Annotated in this window: 11 protein-coding genes; 7 read left to right on the top strand and 4 right to left on the bottom strand. The window is 71.2% G+C overall.

Annotated elements, in window-relative coordinates; all coding sequences use genetic code 11:
- The 7 genes from SSOG_RS39980 to SSOG_RS39950 form a co-directional block, all read left to right on the top strand.
- On the top strand, positions 1–367 hold a 367-nt coding region (locus SSOG_RS39980), incomplete at its 5' end, for a 3-oxoacyl-[acyl-carrier-protein] synthase III C-terminal domain-containing protein (protein ID WP_039939831.1).
- The gene (locus SSOG_RS39975; protein ID WP_009720013.1) at positions 364–1,983 is read left to right on the top strand and encodes an FAD-dependent monooxygenase; all 1,620 of its coding nucleotides are present in this window, start codon (positions 364–366) and stop codon (positions 1,981–1,983) included. The genes SSOG_RS39980 and SSOG_RS39975, both read left to right, overlap by 4 nt.
- 29 nt (positions 1,984–2,012) lie before the next feature.
- Complete coding sequence (locus SSOG_RS39970) at positions 2,013–3,008, top strand: aldo/keto reductase (RefSeq protein WP_009720012.1); 996 nt, start codon at positions 2,013–2,015, stop codon at positions 3,006–3,008.
- A gap of 75 nt (positions 3,009–3,083) precedes the next feature.
- Complete coding sequence (locus SSOG_RS39965; protein ID WP_009720011.1) at positions 3,084–3,809, top strand: HAD family hydrolase; 726 nt, start codon at positions 3,084–3,086, stop codon at positions 3,807–3,809.
- A gap of 122 nt (positions 3,810–3,931) precedes the next feature.
- Positions 3,932–6,157: a glycoside hydrolase family 43 protein gene (locus tag SSOG_RS39960; RefSeq protein WP_009720010.1), complete on the top strand. Its 2,226-nt coding sequence runs from the start codon at positions 3,932–3,934 to the stop codon at positions 6,155–6,157.
- Between the two features lie 42 nt (positions 6,158–6,199).
- Positions 6,200–9,307, top strand: a complete 3,108-nt coding sequence (locus tag SSOG_RS39955) for a glycoside hydrolase family 2 TIM barrel-domain containing protein (RefSeq protein ID WP_009720009.1) — start codon at positions 6,200–6,202, stop codon at positions 9,305–9,307.
- Between the two features lie 168 nt (positions 9,308–9,475).
- Positions 9,476–10,753 carry an alpha/beta fold hydrolase gene (locus SSOG_RS39950; RefSeq protein WP_009720008.1) on the top strand — a complete coding sequence of 426 codons (1,278 nt, stop codon included), beginning with the start codon at positions 9,476–9,478 and terminating at the stop codon, positions 10,751–10,753.
- On the opposite strand, the gene SSOG_RS39945 is transcribed toward SSOG_RS39950, so the two are convergent.
- The 4 genes from SSOG_RS39945 to SSOG_RS54370 all read right to left on the bottom strand — a co-directional run.
- Positions 10,732–12,186 (bottom strand): glyceraldehyde-3-phosphate dehydrogenase, encoded by a 1,455-nt coding sequence (locus tag SSOG_RS39945; RefSeq protein ID WP_009720007.1) that lies wholly within the window; start codon positions 12,184–12,186, stop codon positions 10,732–10,734. The two genes, SSOG_RS39950 and SSOG_RS39945, sit on opposite strands and share 22 nt — an antisense overlap.
- A gap of 113 nt (positions 12,187–12,299) precedes the next feature.
- Positions 12,300–12,866: a cupin domain-containing protein gene (locus tag SSOG_RS39940; RefSeq protein WP_009720006.1), complete on the bottom strand. Its 567-nt coding sequence runs from the start codon at positions 12,864–12,866 to the stop codon at positions 12,300–12,302.
- Between the two features lies 1 nt (position 12,867).
- Positions 12,868–14,823, bottom strand: a complete 1,956-nt coding sequence (locus tag SSOG_RS39935; protein WP_009720005.1) for a class I adenylate-forming enzyme family protein — start codon at positions 14,821–14,823, stop codon at positions 12,868–12,870.
- Positions 14,820–17,123: amino acid adenylation domain-containing protein (locus SSOG_RS54370; RefSeq protein ID WP_167542537.1), on the bottom strand; the 2,304-nt coding region annotated here is incomplete at its 5' end. The genes SSOG_RS54370 and SSOG_RS39935, both read right to left, overlap by 4 nt.

Below are 17,123 nucleotides of genomic sequence, written 5' to 3'. Positions count from 1 at the left end.
CCGGGCGGCCCTGTACGACGCGGGTGTGTCCCCGGACGACCCGGCCCTGCGCGATGTGTTCCTGCCGCGCCTGGGCCATGCGGCGCTGAGCGCCGCGTACACCCCCGCGGTCGCGCTGGTCACCTCGGCGCCCGCCCGGGACACGGGGCACGACACCGGCCATCTGGGCGCGGGGGACATCCTCGCCAACCTCGCGCTGCTGGCCGGGCCCGGCCGGTGGCGGCTCTCCCCCGGCGAGACGGCCGTGGTGCTCAGCGCCGGGGGCGGATTCACCTGGTCGTGCGCGGTCGTCAGGCGGCCCGAGGACGCCCCGGCGGACGACGCTCGAAACAGCGACAGCAGCCGTGACAGGAAGGAGGGGGCATGACCCCCGCACAGCACAGCACGAACGGCCCCGATCCGGTCCTGGTGGTGGGCGCGGGACCGGTCGGCATGGTCATCGCCTGCGACCTGCTGCGCCAGGACATCCCGGTGCGGATCGTCGACGCGGCGCCCAGCACCACCATTCACTCCCGGGCCGTCATCATGTGGCCGCGCAGCTTGGAGCTGGTGCGCCGGATCGGTGTCGCCGAGGAGCTGGCCGAGACCGGCAAGCACATCGACGCGGTGTCGTACTACTCCGGCAGCAAGCGGCTGGGCGCCATCGAGATGAGCCGGCTGCACGACACCCCGTACCCGTTCGGGCTGTGCACCCCGCAGTGGAAGACCGAGGACGTCATCCGCAAGCGTCTTGTGGAGCTGGGCGGCCAGGTCGAGTCGGAAACCGCCCTGGTGGCGCTGGACAACTCCGGTGACCGGCCGGTGGCGACGCTCCGCCGCCGGGACGGCTCGGAGGAGCGGGTGCGCGCCTCCTGGCTCATCGGCGCCGACGGCTCGCACAGCACGGTGCGCAAGGAGCTGGGCATCGAGTTCCAGGGGCAGGGCGCCGATGTGCTGTTCGCCATCGGGGACGGTCCGCTCGACGGGCCGCTGCCCCAGGACGAGATGATCTACTGCTACAACGCGGGCGGCGCCATGGGCCTCGCGCCGTTCGGCGACGGCACGTTCCGCGTGGCGTGCAGCGTCCCGGTGTGGAACGACGAGGACGAGCCGCCCCGCGAGCTGTTCCAGGAGAACCTGAACCGGGTCGTGCCCTTCCCGGCGAAGCTCGGCGAGTTGAAGTGGACGACCGTCTTCCGGGCACGCCGCAGGACCGCCGCCGCGTTCCGCGCGGGCCGCTGCTTCCTCGTCGGCGACGCGGCGCACATCTTCAGCGCGGCGGGCTCGCAGGGCATGAACACCGGCATCCAGGACGCGATCAACCTCGCCTGGAAGCTGGGCGGCGTGCTGCGGGGCACCGTCGACGCCCGCGTTCTCGATACGTACGACCGCGAGCGGCGGCACTCCGCCGAGCGGGTGTCCCTGGTCACCGCCAAGCAGACCTCATGGGGTCTGGTGCGGCAGCCCGCGAAGGTCGCGCTGCGCGACGCCCTGGTGCGCGGGGCGCGGGTGACCGGCGCGTTCCAGCGGCTGGTGACCCCGCTGATGAGCCAGCTCAGCGTCAACTACGCTTCCGATCGGGAGGATGTGAAGGCCGACATCCGCTGGCGGCGCAAGCCGCTGGGCGTCGGGGAGCGCCTCCCCGTCTTCGTGTCCGACGGGTACGAGGACGGCGAGCAGGGGCCGTGGCCTGCCGTCGCCGATGACCGTTTCACCGTGCTGACCTGGTCGGGCGGCGCCCGTGGCGTGCAGTGGGAGGCCCGGTGCGCGGCGCTGCGCGCGGCGCTCGCCCCGCACCACCCGGTCCGGGACGTGTCGGCGTGGCCCGCGCTGAGGGAGTTCCTCGGCACCGGCCCGCGCGCCGTCGTGGTACGCCCCGACGGCCACATCGCCGCCGTCGAACCGCGCCTGGACGCGGCGCGCCTGCGCGTGGTCCTCGCCCGCGTCGGCGCGGCCCGGCCCGAGGCGACCCCGGCCGAAGAAGCCCCGGCCGAGGCGGCCTGAGCACCACAGATCGAAGGAGACAGAGACACATGGAACAGCGCAAGCTCGGCTCCGGCGGGCCCTCCATCGGCGCCATCGGCCTCGGCTGCATGGGCATGAGCTGGGGATACGCCGAGGGGCAGCGGAACGACGACACCTCGGTCCGGGTCATCGCCGAGGCCCTCGACCTCGGCGTGACCTTCCTCGACACTTCCGACGTGTACGGCGACGGGCACAACGAGCGGCTGCTGGGCAGGGCCCTGGCCGGGCGCCGCGACGAGGTGGTGCTGGCCACCAAGTGCGGTCTGGTGGTGGACGATCTGGCAACCCGCGCGATGCACCGCGACGGCCGTCCCGAGCATGTGCGGACGGCGGTGGAGGCGAGCCTTGCCCGTCTGGACACCGACGTGATCGACCTGCTCTATCTGCACCGGGTCGACCCCGAGGTGCCGCTCGCCGAGACGTGGGGCGCCATGGCCGACCTCGTTGCCGCGGGCACGGTGCGGCGGCTCGGGCTGTCGGAGGTGAGCATCGCGGAGGCCGCCGAGGCCCACCGTCAGCACCCGGTGGCCGCCATCCAGTCGGAGCTGTCGCTGTGGACCCGCGGTCCGCTCGGCCGCCCGGGCGAGGAGCTGGAGGGGCTGCCCGGCGCGGAGAACCTGGTCGGCTGGTGCGCGGAGAACGACGTCACCTTCGTCCCGTTCTCCCCGCTCGGTCGGGGCTTCCTCAGCGGCGCGTACGTCAGCCCCGACCAGTTCGAGGAGAGTGACTTCCGCAAGTCCAACGCGCGGTTCCAGGACGAGGCGCTGGCGGCCAACTCCCGCATCGTCGATGTCGTCCGCACCGTCGCCACCCGGCACGGCGCCACCCCGGCCCAGGTCGCGATCGCCTGGACGCTCGCCCAGGGCGAGCACGTCGTGCCGATCCCCGGCACCAAGAACTCCCGCTATCTGAAGGAGAACACCGACGCCGCCGCGATCCGCCTGAGCGAGGCGGACCTGGCGGAGCTGGACGCCGTACCGGACCCGGTGGGGTCCCGCTACTGACCCGCCACACCTCGGTCGCGGGGGCACGGCTCCCGTGACCGAGGCCCGCGAACCCCGGCAGAAAAGGACCCCGCGATGACCTCGGGCCTGGCGACGACGGCGCGCGGCGCCGCGTTCTTCGACGTCGACGAGACGCTGATCACGCGCAAGAGCATGCTCTCGTTCCTCCGCGACTACTACCGGTGGCTCGGCCGCCCCGACTCGGCGGCCGACGACACGGTGGCCTCCCTGCGGGACATCGCCGCGGGCCCCGGTGGCCGGGCGGCGTCCAACCGCGCCTACTACCGGCTGTTCGCGGGCCACCGGGTGGCCGAGGTGACCGCCGCCGGGCAGCAGTGGTTCGACGACGGCATGACCTCCGGGGGGCTGTTCCATCCCCCGGCGCTGCTGGCCCTGCGGGAACATCAGCAGCGGGGCGATCTGGTGGTCCTCGTCTCCGGATCCTTCGCGGCCTGCCTCGATCCGATCGCCCGGTACGTCCACGCGGACATCGCGCTCGGCACGGTGCCGGAGGTCTCCGGCGGCAGCTACACCGGCGAGGTCCGCGACGTCCGGATCGGGGCGGGCAAGGCCGAAGCGGTGGCCGAGGTGCTGAGGGAACGGGAGTTGCGCCCCGAGGACTGCCACGCGTACGGGGACCACGCCTCCGACCTGGACCTGCTGCGCCAGGTGGGGCACCCCGTCGTGGTGGGCGACGATCCGGTCCTGCTGGAGCACGCCCACCGCGGCAGGTGGCGGCGGCTGCCCCCGGCCGTGGGTGCCGTGCGGGGTGCCGGTCCGGCCGAGCCGTCGGCCCGCTGACGTACGTCGAAAACTTTCGCTGGGCATGAGGGGCCACACACCGTTGACGCACCGGGTCCCCACTGGACACACTCCGGTGCAACCAGTTCAACAGAACCCACCAGACTCCCACAGGATGTGTCATGGGTCCCCGCACAACCCGCATGCTCTTCCTGCCGCTGCTCGCCGCCCTGCTCACGCTGGTGACGAGCATCTTCACCGCTCCGCCCAGCCCCGCGCTGAGCGGAGCGCCGTCCGCGGCCCCGTCGAAGTCCAAGTACGCCGGGTATCTCTTCACCTACTTCACCGGTGAGGGCACCGCCGACGGCGAACAGATACGGATGGCGCTCAGCCGCGGCAACGACCCCTTGCACTGGCGGGAGTTGAACGCGGGGAAGCCCATCCTCACCTCCGGCCTCGGCGAGAAGGGCCTGCGCGACCCGTTCGTCATCCGCTCCCCCAAGGGCGACAAGTTCTATCTGATCGCCACCGATCTGCGGATGTACAAGAACAGCAGCGGCAGCTGGGACCAGGTGCAGCGCACCGGCAGCAAGTCGATCATGGTGTGGGAGTCGAAGGACCTCGTCAACTGGACCGACCAGCGCCTCGTCAAGGTCTCCCCTGACACCGCGGGCAACACCTGGGCGCCCGAGGCGTACTACGACGAGAAGCTCGGCGAGTACGTCGTCTTCTGGGCCTCGAAGCTCTACGCCGAGGACGACCCGGAGCACACGGGCTCGACGTACAACAAGATGCTGTACGCGACGACGAAGGACTTCCGCACCTTCAGCGAGCCCAAGGTGTGGAACGACCCGGGCTACTCGGTCATCGACTCCACCGTCATCAAGGACAAGGGCTCCTACTACCGCTTCACCAAGGACGAGCGCGACCCGTCCTCCGGCACGCCCTGCTCGAAGTTCATCACGGCGGAGAAGTCCACCTCGCTGACGGACACCTCGTACGACTTCGTCTCCGACTGCATCGGCAAGGAGGCGATCGACCGCGGCGAGGGCCCGACCATCTTCAAGTCGAACACCGAGAACAAGTGGTACCTGTTCATCGACGAGTTCGGCGGCCGCGGCTACATCCCCTTCGAGACCACCGACCTCGCCTCGGGCAAGTGGACCCCGTCCCAGAACTACCAGCTGCCCGCCAGCCCCCGGCACGGCACGGTGCTGCCCGTGACCCAGGCCGAGTACGACCGGCTGCTGCGCACCTACCCCGCGTCGCAGGCCGCGCCCGCCGATGTGACGGCGAAGGGCCAGAAGGGGTATGCCATCGTCACCGAGGAGAGCCGCAAGGCCGTCCTGCCGATGGACCCGAAGGCCGATCTGCGGCGGCTGGCACCCCGCTTCGCGCTCCCGGCCGGTGCCACGCTCAGCCCGCCCTCCGGCACCCGGCGGGACTTCCGCAAGGCCCGGACATACACGCTGACGTCCGCCGACGGAACGAAGCGTGACTGGACCGTCGAGGCCGTGCCGATGCGCAGCCCCATCCTGCCCGGGCTGAACGCCGACCCGGACATCCAGTACGCCGACGGCCGCTACTGGATCTATCCCACGACCGACGGCTTCCGCGGCTGGGGCGGGACCAAGTTCAAGGCGTACTCCTCCAAGGACCTGGTCCACTGGAAGGACCACGGTGTGATCCTGGACCTCGGTCCGGATGTGAGCTGGGCGGACAAGTACGCGTGGGCGCCCGCGATGGCCGAGCGCAACGGCAAGTACTACTTCTACTTCTGCGCCGAACAGCAGGTCGGCGTCGCGGTCGCCGGCTCCCCCGCCGGACCCTTCAAGGACGCGCTGGGCAAGCCGCTGGTGCCCAAGGGCCAGCTGGAAGGCCAGATGATCGACCCGTCGGTGTTCACCGACGACGACGGCCAGTCCTATCTGTACTGGGGCAACGGCCAGGCGTACGGCGTGCCGCTGAACGACGACATGACGTCCTTCGACTCCTCGAAGATGCGGAAGTTCACCCCGGACAACTTCCGTGAGGGCTCCTTCGTGGTCAAGCGCAAGGGCACCTACTACCTGATGTGGTCCGAGGACGACACCGGCAGCGAGAACTACCACGTCGCCTACGCCACCGGCTCGTCGCCGATGGGACCGTGGACCAAGCGGGGCACGATCCTCTCCAAGCGCCTCGACTACGGGATCAAGGGGCCGGGCCACCATTCGGTGGTGAACGTCCCCGGCACGGACACGTGGTACATGGCCTACCACCGGTTCGCCGTCAATGGCCCCGGCACGGCGGGCGGCGACGGTACGCACCGGGAAACCACCATCGACCGCATGGAGTTCGCGGCCGACGGAACGATCAAGCCGGTGGTGCCGACGCTGGAGTCGATCGACCCGCTGCGCCGACGCTGACGCCTACGCCGTCGCGAAAACCATCGAGGAGAGGAGATCGCCGTGGCGGTCACCCGAAGATCGTTACTGATCGCAGGAACCGCCACCCCCATGGCCGGGGCACTCGCCACCGCCACCCCCGCATCCGGCGCGGGCCCGTCCCGCGCCCTGGGCGGCCGGACCCTCCCGCTCACCGACGGCTGGCGCTTCGCCCTGGTCAACCCCGGCGGGATCACCGACCCGACCGGTGACTACGACGACGCCCACACTCCCGGCTACGACGACTCCACCTGGCGCGAGGTCGCCATTCCGCACGACTGGAGCATCGAGCAGACCCCGACCACCGACCACGGCACCAACGGTGGTACCGGCTACTTACCGGGTGGGCTCGGCTGGTACCGCAAGTCCTTCACGCTGCCGTCGGGGCTTGCGGGCAAGCGGATCTCCGTCGAGTTCGACGGTGTCTACATGGACGCGTACGTGTACTGCAACGGCAAGCTCGTCGGCAACCACCCCTACGGCTACACCGGGTTCGCCCTCGACCTCACCGACGTGGCCCACACCGACGGCACCACCCCCAACGTCCTCGCCGTCCAGGTCCGCAACCAACTGCCCAGCAGCCGCTGGTACTCCGGAAGCGGCATCTACCGCCACGCCCGGCTCGTCATCACCGACCCCGTCCACGTGGCCCGCTGGGGCACCTACATCACCACCCCCACCCTCAGCGACAACCGCGCCACCGTGCGAGCCCGTACCAGCGTCGTCAACGCGTCAGGCGACGACCAGTCCGTCACCGTCGTCTCCACCCTCAAGGACCCCGACGGCCGTACGGTCGCCCACGCCCGCTCCACCCTCACCGTCGGCGCGGACACCACCCGCGACGCCACCCAGGAGATGACGGTCCAGAAGCCACGGCTGTGGTCCTTCGACACACCCCGCCTGTACACCCTGGAAACCGAGCTACGGGTCGCGGGCAAGACCACCGACCGCTACCGCACCCCCTTCGGCATCCGCCACGTCACCATCGACCCCGACCAGGGGCTCACCCTCAACGGCGAATACACCAAGCTCCAGGGCGTCAATCTGCACCATGACCTGGGGGCGCTCGGTGCCGCGTTCAACACCGACGCGTTCGTACGCCAGATGACCATCATGAAGAGCATGGGCGTCAATGCCCTGCGCACCTCGCACAATCCGCCCGCGCCCGAGGTGGTCGAGGTGTGCGACCGGCTCGGCATCGTCATGATGGTCGAGGCGTTCGACTGCTGGCGCACCGGCAAGACCGCCCATGACTACGGCCGTTTCTTCGACGAGTACTGCGAGGCGGACACCGCCGAGATGGTCGGCGCGACCCGTAACTCCCCCGCGGTCATCATGTGGTCCATCGGCAACGAGATCACCGATTCGACCAGCACACCGGGTCTCGCCATGGCCCAGCGCATCATCGACGCCATCAAGAAGACCGACGACACCCGGCCGATCGTGATCGGCTCCAACAAGTACCGCGGCGGTCCGCCCACACCCGGCTCCGCCGCCGATCTGATGCTCGCCAAGGTCGACGGTCTGGGCCTCAACTACAACATCGCCTCCTCGGCTGACGCGCTCCACGCCCGCTATCCGAACCTGTTCCTGTTCGAGTCCGAGACCTCGTCCGCCACGTCCTCCCGCGGGGCCTACCAGGAGCCCGAACACCTCAACACCGGGGAGAACCAGACGCCGGGCAGGCGCGAGGCTTCCTCCTACGACAACAACATCGCCTCGTGGACGATGAGCGGCGAGTACGGGCTGAAGAAGGACCGCGACCGGAAGTTCTTCACCGGGCAGTTCCTGTGGTCGGGCATCGATTACATCGGCGAGCCCACCCCGTACGACGTGTTCCCGGTGAAGGCGTCGTTCTTCGGCGCGGTGGACACCGCCGGATTCGCCAAGGACGCGTACTACCTGTTCAAGAGCCAGTGGACGAGTGAGCCCATGGTCCATCTGGTGCCGATGAACTGGACCGATCACCGGCCGGGCGAGACCGTCGAGGTATGGGCCTACGCCAACGTGGACACCGTCGAACTCTTCCTCAACGGCGACTCGCTCGGTGTACGCCGCTTCGACACCAAGAAGACCACCGACGGCCGTACCTACCTCGAAACCACCGAGGCGAGCGGCGACGACAAAACCGTCACCACGGGCAGCTACCCCGGCAGCTACACCAGCCCGAACGGCAGCGCGGGCAAACTGCACCTCACCTGGAAAGTCCCCTTCGCCCCCGGCGAGCTGAAAGCCGTGGCCCGGCGAGGCGGCCGTGTCGTCGCCACGGATGTGCTCCGTACGGCAGGACATCCCCATGCCATCCGGCTCACCCCCGACCGTAAAACCGTCGACGCCGACGGCCGGTCACTGAGTTTCATCACCGCCGAAGTGGTCGACGCCCACGGCGTGCTGGTGCCCTCCGCGGACCATCTGATCTCCTTCGAGGTATCCGGCGGCGCGTTGGCCGGTGTCGACAACGGCCGCCAGGAAAGCGCCGAGCGCTACCAGGCCAGCACCCGCACCGCCTACCACGGCAAGGCGCTGGCCATCATCCGCACCGGCACCAAACCCGGCCCCCTCACCATCACCGCCCGCTCAACAGGACTCCGCAAAGCCACCACCACCCTCCGCGCCACCGGCGGCACCCACACCCGGATCACCCCCACCCCACCCTTCGCCCCCGATCCGGGCCCGGCCGCGCCCACCTACCCGCTGGCAGACGCCAGTTACTCGGGATCGCTCACCACGTTGCCCGCGGCCATGCTGGACGGCGACCCGGCCACGGGCTGGTCCAACGCCTTCACCAAGGTCGCCACTTCGCTGCTGCCCGCCTTCAACGGGGCCAGGAAGGCCGACTGGGTCTCGGTGACCTGGGCCAGGAAACGCCGAGTGCGCCGCGTCGAGGTCTCCTTCACCCTCGACACGACGCACACCCTGCCCACTTCGATCACGGTCTCCGCCTGGGACGGACGCCGCTTCACCCCGGTCCGCGGGGCGCACATCACCTGGGCCGACGCATCCGACACCCCGACCGTCGTCACCTTCGACCCGGTGCGCACCTCCCGGCTGCGCCTGGATCTGGTGAGCGCGCGGCCCGGGGCCGCGGACGGCGCCCAGCGGATCACCAGGCTCGAGGCCCTGGACGATTAGGACACCCCCTCGCGGGCACGGTGCGTATGTCAAGTTACGCCCGTTTCGGCAGGAGGAGTGGGGATGGCGGAGGTTCGCGGGGAGTTCATCCGTGTATTGCCCGGCGTCCTGGAGGAGCATGCGAGGCGGGCGGGGAACAGGACGGCGTAACAGGATGCCCGGCGGGCGGTGACCTACGCGGCTCTGGAGGAACGTACCGGACGGCTGGCGGGCCACCTGGCACGGCTCGGTGTGCGGCACGGCGATCGGGTGGCGCTCCCCTTGGGCAACCGCGTGGAGATGATCGAGAGTTATCTGGGGGTGCTGCGGGCGGGAGCGATAGGGGTGCCGCTCGACCCGCGGGCCACGGACGCGGAGCTGGCGTACTTCCTCGAGGACAGCGGCGCGACCGCGATCGTCGCCGAGGAGGCGCTGCTGCCGCGGATCGCCCCGCCCGCGGACGGCCCGCCGCGGTTGACGGTCGTGGTGGCGGCCACGGACCGCTTACCCGGCGACGCCCCCACCGGGGCGGTCCTGTTCGAGGCGCTGGCCGGGACGGATCCGGGCGTCCCGCCCCGGGACGACCTCGGCCTGGACGAACCGGCATGGATCCTCTACACCTCGGGCACCACCGGCGAGAGCAAGGGCGTGGTCTCCAGCCAGCGCGGCGCCCTGTGGTCGGTGGCGGCGGCCTACGTGCCGCGCTTCGGCCTCCAGCGGGAGGACCGGTTGCTGTGGCCGCTGCCGGTCTGCTTCCCGGGCTTCTCCCCCAGCCCCGGCGGGCCCTGGTACCGGACCCTGGCCGACTGCTTCGGCGGCGAACGGGACGTCCTGGAGATCCAGCACCCCGGCGTCGTCCACGGGGACGCCGTCCCGCGTGACTGGGAGACCCTGGTGGATCTGCACGCCGCCACCGTACGAGAGCACGTCGGGGACCGACCGCACGTCCTTCTGGGCTACTCGATGGGCGGTTATCCCGCGCACTCGGTGGCGGCCCGGCTCGCATCGGCCGGCACACCGCCGTCAGGTCTCGTCATCGTGGACACGTACCACGTGACCCCGGACCGCGAGGACGAGCCCTGGCTGCTGGCCATGCCCGCCCGTGTCCCCCTGGAGATGGGAGAGCGGTTCGATCGAGCCGTGGACGACATGTCGATGGCCGCGTTCGGGGCCTACGCCCGTATGACCCGTGGCTGGCGCCCCGAGCCGACCGGTGTCCCCACCCTGCTGGTCCGCGCCACGGAGCGGGTGCCCGAGATGCGGACCCACGGCGGGCGGGAGGCACACGGCGGCGCGGGGCGTACGTCCTGGCTGGAGCCGTACGACACCGTGGACGTGCCCGGCGACCACCGGAGCATGACCGAGACGCACGCGCGGACGACGGCCGAGGCCATCCGCGCGTGGCTCACCGCGCTCGGTACCACCCCCCGCACGGGGGACCGGAATCAGACCACCGGGGCGGGGTAGGTCGGGTACTCCACGCCGGACACGTGCTGGACGACGCGGATGACCTGGCAGGAGTAGCCGAACTCGTTGTCGTACCAGAGGTAGAGGATCGCGTTGTCGCCCTCGACCTTGGTGGCACCGGCGTCGATGATCGAGGAGTGGCGCGAGCCGATGAAGTCGCTCGACACCGCGTCGGGGGCGCTGATGAAGTCGATCTGGCGCTTGAGCGGCGAGGTCAGCGACACATCGCGGAGGTGGTCGAGCACCTCCTCGCGGGTGGTCTCGCGCGCGAGCTGGAGGTTGAGGATCGCGATCGAGACGTTCGGCACCGGGACCCGGATCGAGCTGCCGGTGATCTTCGCCTTGAGGTCGGGCAGCGCCTTGGCGACCGCGGAGGCGGCACCGGTCTCGGTGATGACCATGTTGAGCGGCGCCGACCGGCCGCGGCGGTCGGAGCTGTGGTGGTTGTCCAGCAGGTTCTGGTCGTTGGTGAACGAGTGGACGGTTTCCACGTGGCCGCGCTCCACGCCGTACTCGTCCTCCATCGCCTTCAGCGGCGGGACGATGGCGTTGGTGGTGCAGGACGCGCAGGACAGGATCTGCTCGTCCGGCTTGAGCATGTCGTGGTTGACGCCATGGACGATGTTGGGCACGTCGCCCTTGCCCGGCGCAGTCAGGACAACCTTGTCGATGCCGGGGCGCAGGTGCTTCGACAGGCCCTCGCGGTCACGCCACTTGCCGGTGTTGTCGATGAGGATGGCGTTCTTGATGCCGTGCGCCGTGTAGTCGACCGACGTCGGGTCGTCGGCGTAGATCACCTTGATCACGTTGCCGTTGGCGACGATCGTGCCGTTCGCCTCGTCAACGGTGATCGTGCCCTGGAACTGACCGTGGATGGAGTCGCGGCGCAGCAGCGAGGCGCGCTTCACCAGGTCGTCGGCGGCCCGGCCGCCGCCTCCGCGGACGACGATGGCGCGCAGCCGCAGACCGTTGCCGGAACCGGCCTTCTCGATGAGCAGCCGGGCCACGAGCCGCCCGATGCGGCCGAACCCGTAGAGGACGACGTCACGCCCCTCGCTGCGCTCGATCTTGTTGGCGCCCGTGGCACCGGCGACGGCCTCCGCGGTGAACTCCTCCACCGACAGACCGCGGTCGTCGCTCTTGTACGTGGCGGCGAGCATGCCGATGTCGATCTGGGACGGGCCGAGGTCGAGCGTGGCCAGAGCCTGGAGGAACGGCAGCGTCTCGGTGACCGACAGTTCGTCGCCGGCGATCTGCCGGGCGAAGCGGTGGGTCTTGAGGATGCTGACCACCGACTTGTTCACCAGGGAGCGGCTGTGCAGCAGGACGTTGACGTCCCGCTCACGGTGCAGCTTCCCGATGATCGGGATCATCGACTCCGCGATCTCCTCGCGGGTGTTCCAGTTGGTGAACGAGTCCTCGTTGACAGTCACAAGTTCATCTTTCGAGCTAGGCGGCGCTCATATGGTAACCCGCCTGCACCTTTGATCAGTCACGAGGTGCCGCCGGGCCCGCGGCGACACCTCGTGACGGCCCTGGCGAAGCTCTAGCCGTGCTCTGTCGGCATGCCCGCACACGTCCGACAGGGACAGTGCGGACAGCCCACGGAGTGCAGGAAGCGCGGCGGGCCGGCCGTGGAGCCGCAGATCAAGCAGGTCAGCTCGCCGTCGTCGGCGACGACCTCCTCGTACGCCACCGGGACCATCCGGTCGTCAGCGCCGATCCGCTTGTGCGGCGCGCCAACGGCGAGGATCACATGGTCGGTGATCGCGCCGACCGCGTGCGGGATGCCACCTTCGATCAGGAGGGTCTGTCCGGCGTGGGTCTCGTAGATGCGGCCGCCGTAGGTCATGGTGCCGATACCGGCCACGATGGTCAGGATGTGGTGGCCGGGGTGGGTGTGCGGGACGAACCCGGCGCCCGCGGGCAGCCGGATCAGATCCGCGCCGATGTCCCCGTTGGTCACCAGTTCGCGCCCGCTGGCCGACGAGGTGCCGTGCACCGCCACCGGCAGCGGGGCGTGTTCCACATGCAGCCCGGTGCGCTCGGGGCTCAGGGTCTTCTTCGCCCATGTGGCGATCTCCAGCGCGGGCTCGGTGTCCTGGTTCCGCATGTCACTCCCTCGGTTGTGAATCCCATACGACGCCGCCCAGGTCATGGCGGCCGGATCGCAGCACGGAGAAGCCCACCGTGGCGGGGTGGCCGGTGCGCGGCTGTCGCGCCCAGGCCCAGCGGTCGGCACGGGTGGTCCCGTGGTCGTCCGCGAGACAGCACCACAGGTAGTCGAGCGCCCAGGGCAGGCCGTCGGGGGCGGCGGCGGGGGCGTGAGGCAGCAGCCGCAGCCCGCCGTCCTCGGACTCCCACCACGCGCCAAACCGGGGCGTATCGGTCGCAAACCCTTCGGTGCCGCAGATCTCGGCGGCAAGCGCGGCATGTTCCGAAAGGGGCCACTGGGACCGCAGATACGCACGCCACCGTGCCTTCTCCGCTTCCGGCAGGGGTGTCCCGGTCCCGTGCGCGCGCACGTGTTCGCGCAGGAAGTCGAAGGCGGCGAAGACGGGCTCCTCGCCGGTGGGGAACGGCTCGTCCGCGGCGTACGGCGCGATCGCGCGCAGCGCGTGGTGCAGATCACCCGCGGGCTGATCCCGCGCGGGAGCGGCGGTGCCGAGCAGGCTGCGGGCGGTGACGGCGGCGTAGCGCAGCAGCCGTTCGTAGCGGACGGTGGAGATCCGCCGTACGGCCAGGGTGCGGCCCATCGCGGTGCGCTGCGGTTTGCCGGTGGCGGTGGCGAGGAAGCCGCCCCACCGGACGGCGGCGGGGCGTACGGCGGCGCGCTCGCACACGGTGCGCACCGCGTCGAGGGTGTCGCCGGGAGGTCCGTCGGCGACGAGGCCGACCTCGTGGCCGAGTGTGGCCTCGGCCACCGGCACGGCGGCGAACCGGCCGTGCAACCCCGCGTCGTGCCAGGTGCGCTCCACGTCCAGCGGGTAGTGCTTCTCGCCGCCGCGGTCGATGCGCTCCTTGGCGCGCCCCCTGAGGACGAGCAGTCCGTCGCGCAGCTCTCCGAGGTCGCCGGTGCGCAGCCAGCCGTCGGGGGTGAGGGTCTGGGCGGTGGCGGCCGGGTCGCGCCAGTAGCCGTCCATCATGTCCGGCGTTCTGATCCACACCTCGCCGGATTCGAGGCGTACTTCCGTGTCGGGCAGCGGGAGTCCGACCGGCGGGAAGCGGTCCAGGTACTGCGCCGTGAAGTCCTCGCCGGTCAGCTCGGGCATGGTGAAGCTGAAGTTGACGGCTTCGGTGAGCCCGTACCCCTGGCGGAGCCTGGGCCCGTAGCGCTGGTGGAAGCGCCGGGCGAGGTCGCCGGTGAGCGGGGCGGCCGCGGTGATCAGGTAGTCCAGGCCGTCCGGCCAGGCGGGTCCGGCCTCCACCAGCTCCGCGAGCAGGGCGGGGACGATCGAGCCGGTGCGGGCGCCGCCCGCCGCCAGGTCGCGCAGATAGCGCTCGGGGTCGAAGGCGGTGTGCAGGACCAGCGGGGTGCGTGTGGTGTGGGCGCCGATGAGCGACATCACGAGCGCGTTGCAGTGGTACAGCGGCAGACAGGTGCCGTGCGGGCGGTCGGGGGCGAAGCGGTGCAGCCGCGCGGTCTTGGTGGCGTTGCCGAGGACGGCGCGGCGGCTGAGCATCACACCCTTGGGGGTGCCGGTGGACCCGGAGGTGAACATGATGAACGCCAGCTCCGCCGCCCCCGGATCGGGCTCGGCGGGCGCCCCGGGGAGGATCCGCAGCCCGATCGGGTGGGTGCGGTCGGCCGGTGCGTCGATGACGGCCGAGGCGTCCACCCGTCGTACGGCGGCGGCCAGTTCCGCGTCGGAGGTGCGCGGGTGTTGCGGTACGGCGACCAGGCGCAGGTCGAAGCAGGTGAGCAGGGCCCCGGCGAGCGCTTCGCCGTGCGGGAGCCGGATGACGACGCGGGCGCCGGCCGGAAGGGCGTCCAGGCCGAGCAGCTCCGCTCGGTAGCGTTGCGCCAGTTCCGCCGTGTCCAGCGGGGCGCGGTGCGCCACGGATGTCATGGGTTCTCCGTCCCTCGGGCGGTGCGGTCGTGGCGGCGCAGCTCCTCGGCGAGGATCCGGCCGAAGCCGCCGATGTGCTGGTGCTGCATGATCCGCTCGTGGTCGCTGTCCACTTCGTGGAGGGTGAGTGCGCCGGTGACCAGGGGGCGCCACGCCTTCTCCAGCGCCGGGCGGTTTCCGGCCGCGGCCACGTGGACGGCGTCGCCGTCGAGTACGGGTGGCCGGTAGGCACGCAGGAGCCGGGCGTTGTTCTTCGCCACCGCGACGATGCGGCCGATGTCGTCCTCGGTGAGGGTGGCGAGCGCGCTGCCCTCGGTGCGGAGCAGGGCGGTGACGGTGGCGAAGTCCAGCCCGCCGGGCGGGAATCGGCGCTCGTCGTGTCCCGCGGCGGTCACCAGGATGCGGTGGATGCGCTCCTCGTCGATGGGCGCGCCGGGTGCTTCGCCGCCGTCGTCGCCGTCACCGGAGGGCGGCAGGGCGTCGACGACGCACACCAGCCCCGGTGCGACGCCCAGCTCCCGCAGCCGTACGGCCATGGCGTGGGCGACGACTCCGCCGAAGGACCAGCCCACCAGGTGGTACGGGCCGTGCGGCCGCACCGACCGCAGCTCGTCCACGTACCGCTCGGCCAACTCCTCGACGCTGGAGGGCAGTTCGCCGATGCCACCGGGGCCCTCGCCCCGCAGGGCGTAGAGCGGATGCGCGCGGTCGACGTGGTGCAGCAGCCCGGCGTACAGCCAGCCGATGCCGCTCAGCGGGTGCACACAGAACACCGGTGCCGCCTCGCCGGTGGCGCGGTACGCGATGAGGTGGCCCCGGGTGGTGGGGGTGCCGTCGTCCAGGCGGGCGGCGAGAGTGGCGGGGGTGGCCGCTTCGAACAGGTCGCGGATGGTGGGCCGCAGGCCGAGTACGTCGCGGATGCGGGTGGCGAGCCGGGTGGCGCTCAGCGAGTGGCCGCCCAGGGCGAAGAAGCTGTCCGTGGCGCCGACCCGGTCCACGCCGAGCACCTCGGCGAACAACCGGCACAGCGTCTCCTCCCGCAGCGTGCCCGGCGCCCGGCTGCCGGTGCCGCTCCCCCAGTCCGGCTCGGGCAGCGCGCGCCGGTCCGCCTTGCCGTTGCGGGTGAGCGGGAGGCGGTCGAGCGTATGGAGCCGGGCCGGGAGCATATAGCCGGGCAGCCGCGCCGCCAGGTGGTCGCGTACGGAGTCGAGGTCGATGTCCGATGTGGGGACGAGGTAGCCGACCAGCCGCCGGTCGTCCGGGCCCATGTCCCACACCGCCGCGGTGGCTCCCCCGACCTGGGGGTGACTGGTCAACGCCGCCTCGATCTCGCCGAGTTCGACGCGGTGGCCGCGCAGCTTGATCTGGTCGTCGTCGCGGCCGTGGAAGCGCAGTGTGCCGTCCGCCCGCCACGAGGCCAGGTCGCCGGTGCGGTACATGAGGGCGCCGGGCGGGCCGAAGGGGTCGGCGACGAAGCGCTGCGCGGTGAGCGACGGGCGGTGCAGATAGCCGTGGGCGACGCCCGCGCCCGCGAGATACAGGTCGCCGATGGCGCCGGGCGGTACGGGCCGCAGCCGGGGACCCAAGACGTACGCGCGGGTGTTGGCGACGGGTCGGCCCAGGGGGACGGCGGGCTCCTGGGGGCCGGTGACAGGGTGGCAGGCGGACCAGACGGTGGTCTCGGTGGGGCCGTAGTACGAGAACAGTCGGCAGCCGAGACCGGTGAGGGTTTCGGCGAGCGGGCCGGGGACGGCCTCGCCGCCGATGACCGCCCGCATGCCGCGCAGCACGTCCGGCCGCCGGTCGGCCAGGGTCTGCCAGCGCGAGGGGGTGGCCTGCATGACGGTGACGCGGTGCCGGGCCAGGAGGGCGAGCAGGGCGTCCGGGTCGCGGAGCGTCGCGGTGTCGGCGACCACGGTGGCGGCGCCGGTGACCGGGCCGAGGAACAGTTCGGGCACCGACATGTCGAAGTTGGCCGGGGCGGCGGCCAGGACGCGGTCACCCTCGTGGACACCGAGGCGCTCGCGCATGGTGGCCAGCAGGTTGACCAGCGCGGGATGCGGGACGACGACGGCCTTGGGGTGGCCGGTGGAGCCGGAGGTGTGGATCGCGTACGCGGCGTCGTCGGGCAACCGGGCCGGGTCGGGCGCGGTGACAAGTGTCCACGGCTCGCCACCACTCTCCGGCTCGCGCAGGACCAGGGCGGGGCGGGCGTCGGCGAGCAGCGCGGCGATCCGGTCGGACGGCAAGTCGGGGTCGTAGGGCAGATACGCGGCACCGGTGGACAGCACGGCCAGGCA

It is taken from the genome of Streptomyces himastatinicus ATCC 53653 (assembly GCF_000158915.1).
Classification (GTDB): Bacteria; Actinomycetota; Actinomycetes; order Streptomycetales; family Streptomycetaceae; genus Streptomyces; species Streptomyces himastatinicus.
Note: the sequence above shows the minus strand (reverse complement) of the source record. Positions and strands in the feature narration are given on the sequence as shown.

Excerpts from the sequence above, each read along its gene's own strand:
- SSOG_RS39975 (WP_009720013.1), top strand. The coding sequence starts at position 364 with ATGACCCCCGCACAGCACAGCACGAACGGCCCCGATCCGGTCCTGGTG.
- SSOG_RS39970 (WP_009720012.1), top strand. The coding sequence starts at position 2,013 with ATGGAACAGCGCAAGCTCGGCTCCGGCGGGCCCTCCATCGGCGCCATC.
- SSOG_RS39965 (WP_009720011.1), top strand. The coding sequence starts at position 3,084 with ATGACCTCGGGCCTGGCGACGACGGCGCGCGGCGCCGCGTTCTTCGAC.
- SSOG_RS39960 (WP_009720010.1), top strand. The coding sequence starts at position 3,932 with ATGGGTCCCCGCACAACCCGCATGCTCTTCCTGCCGCTGCTCGCCGCC.
- SSOG_RS39940 (WP_009720006.1), bottom strand. The coding sequence starts at position 12,866 with ATGCGGAACCAGGACACCGAGCCCGCGCTGGAGATCGCCACATGGGCG.
- SSOG_RS39935 (WP_009720005.1), bottom strand. The coding sequence starts at position 14,823 with ATGACATCCGTGGCGCACCGCGCCCCGCTGGACACGGCGGAACTGGCG.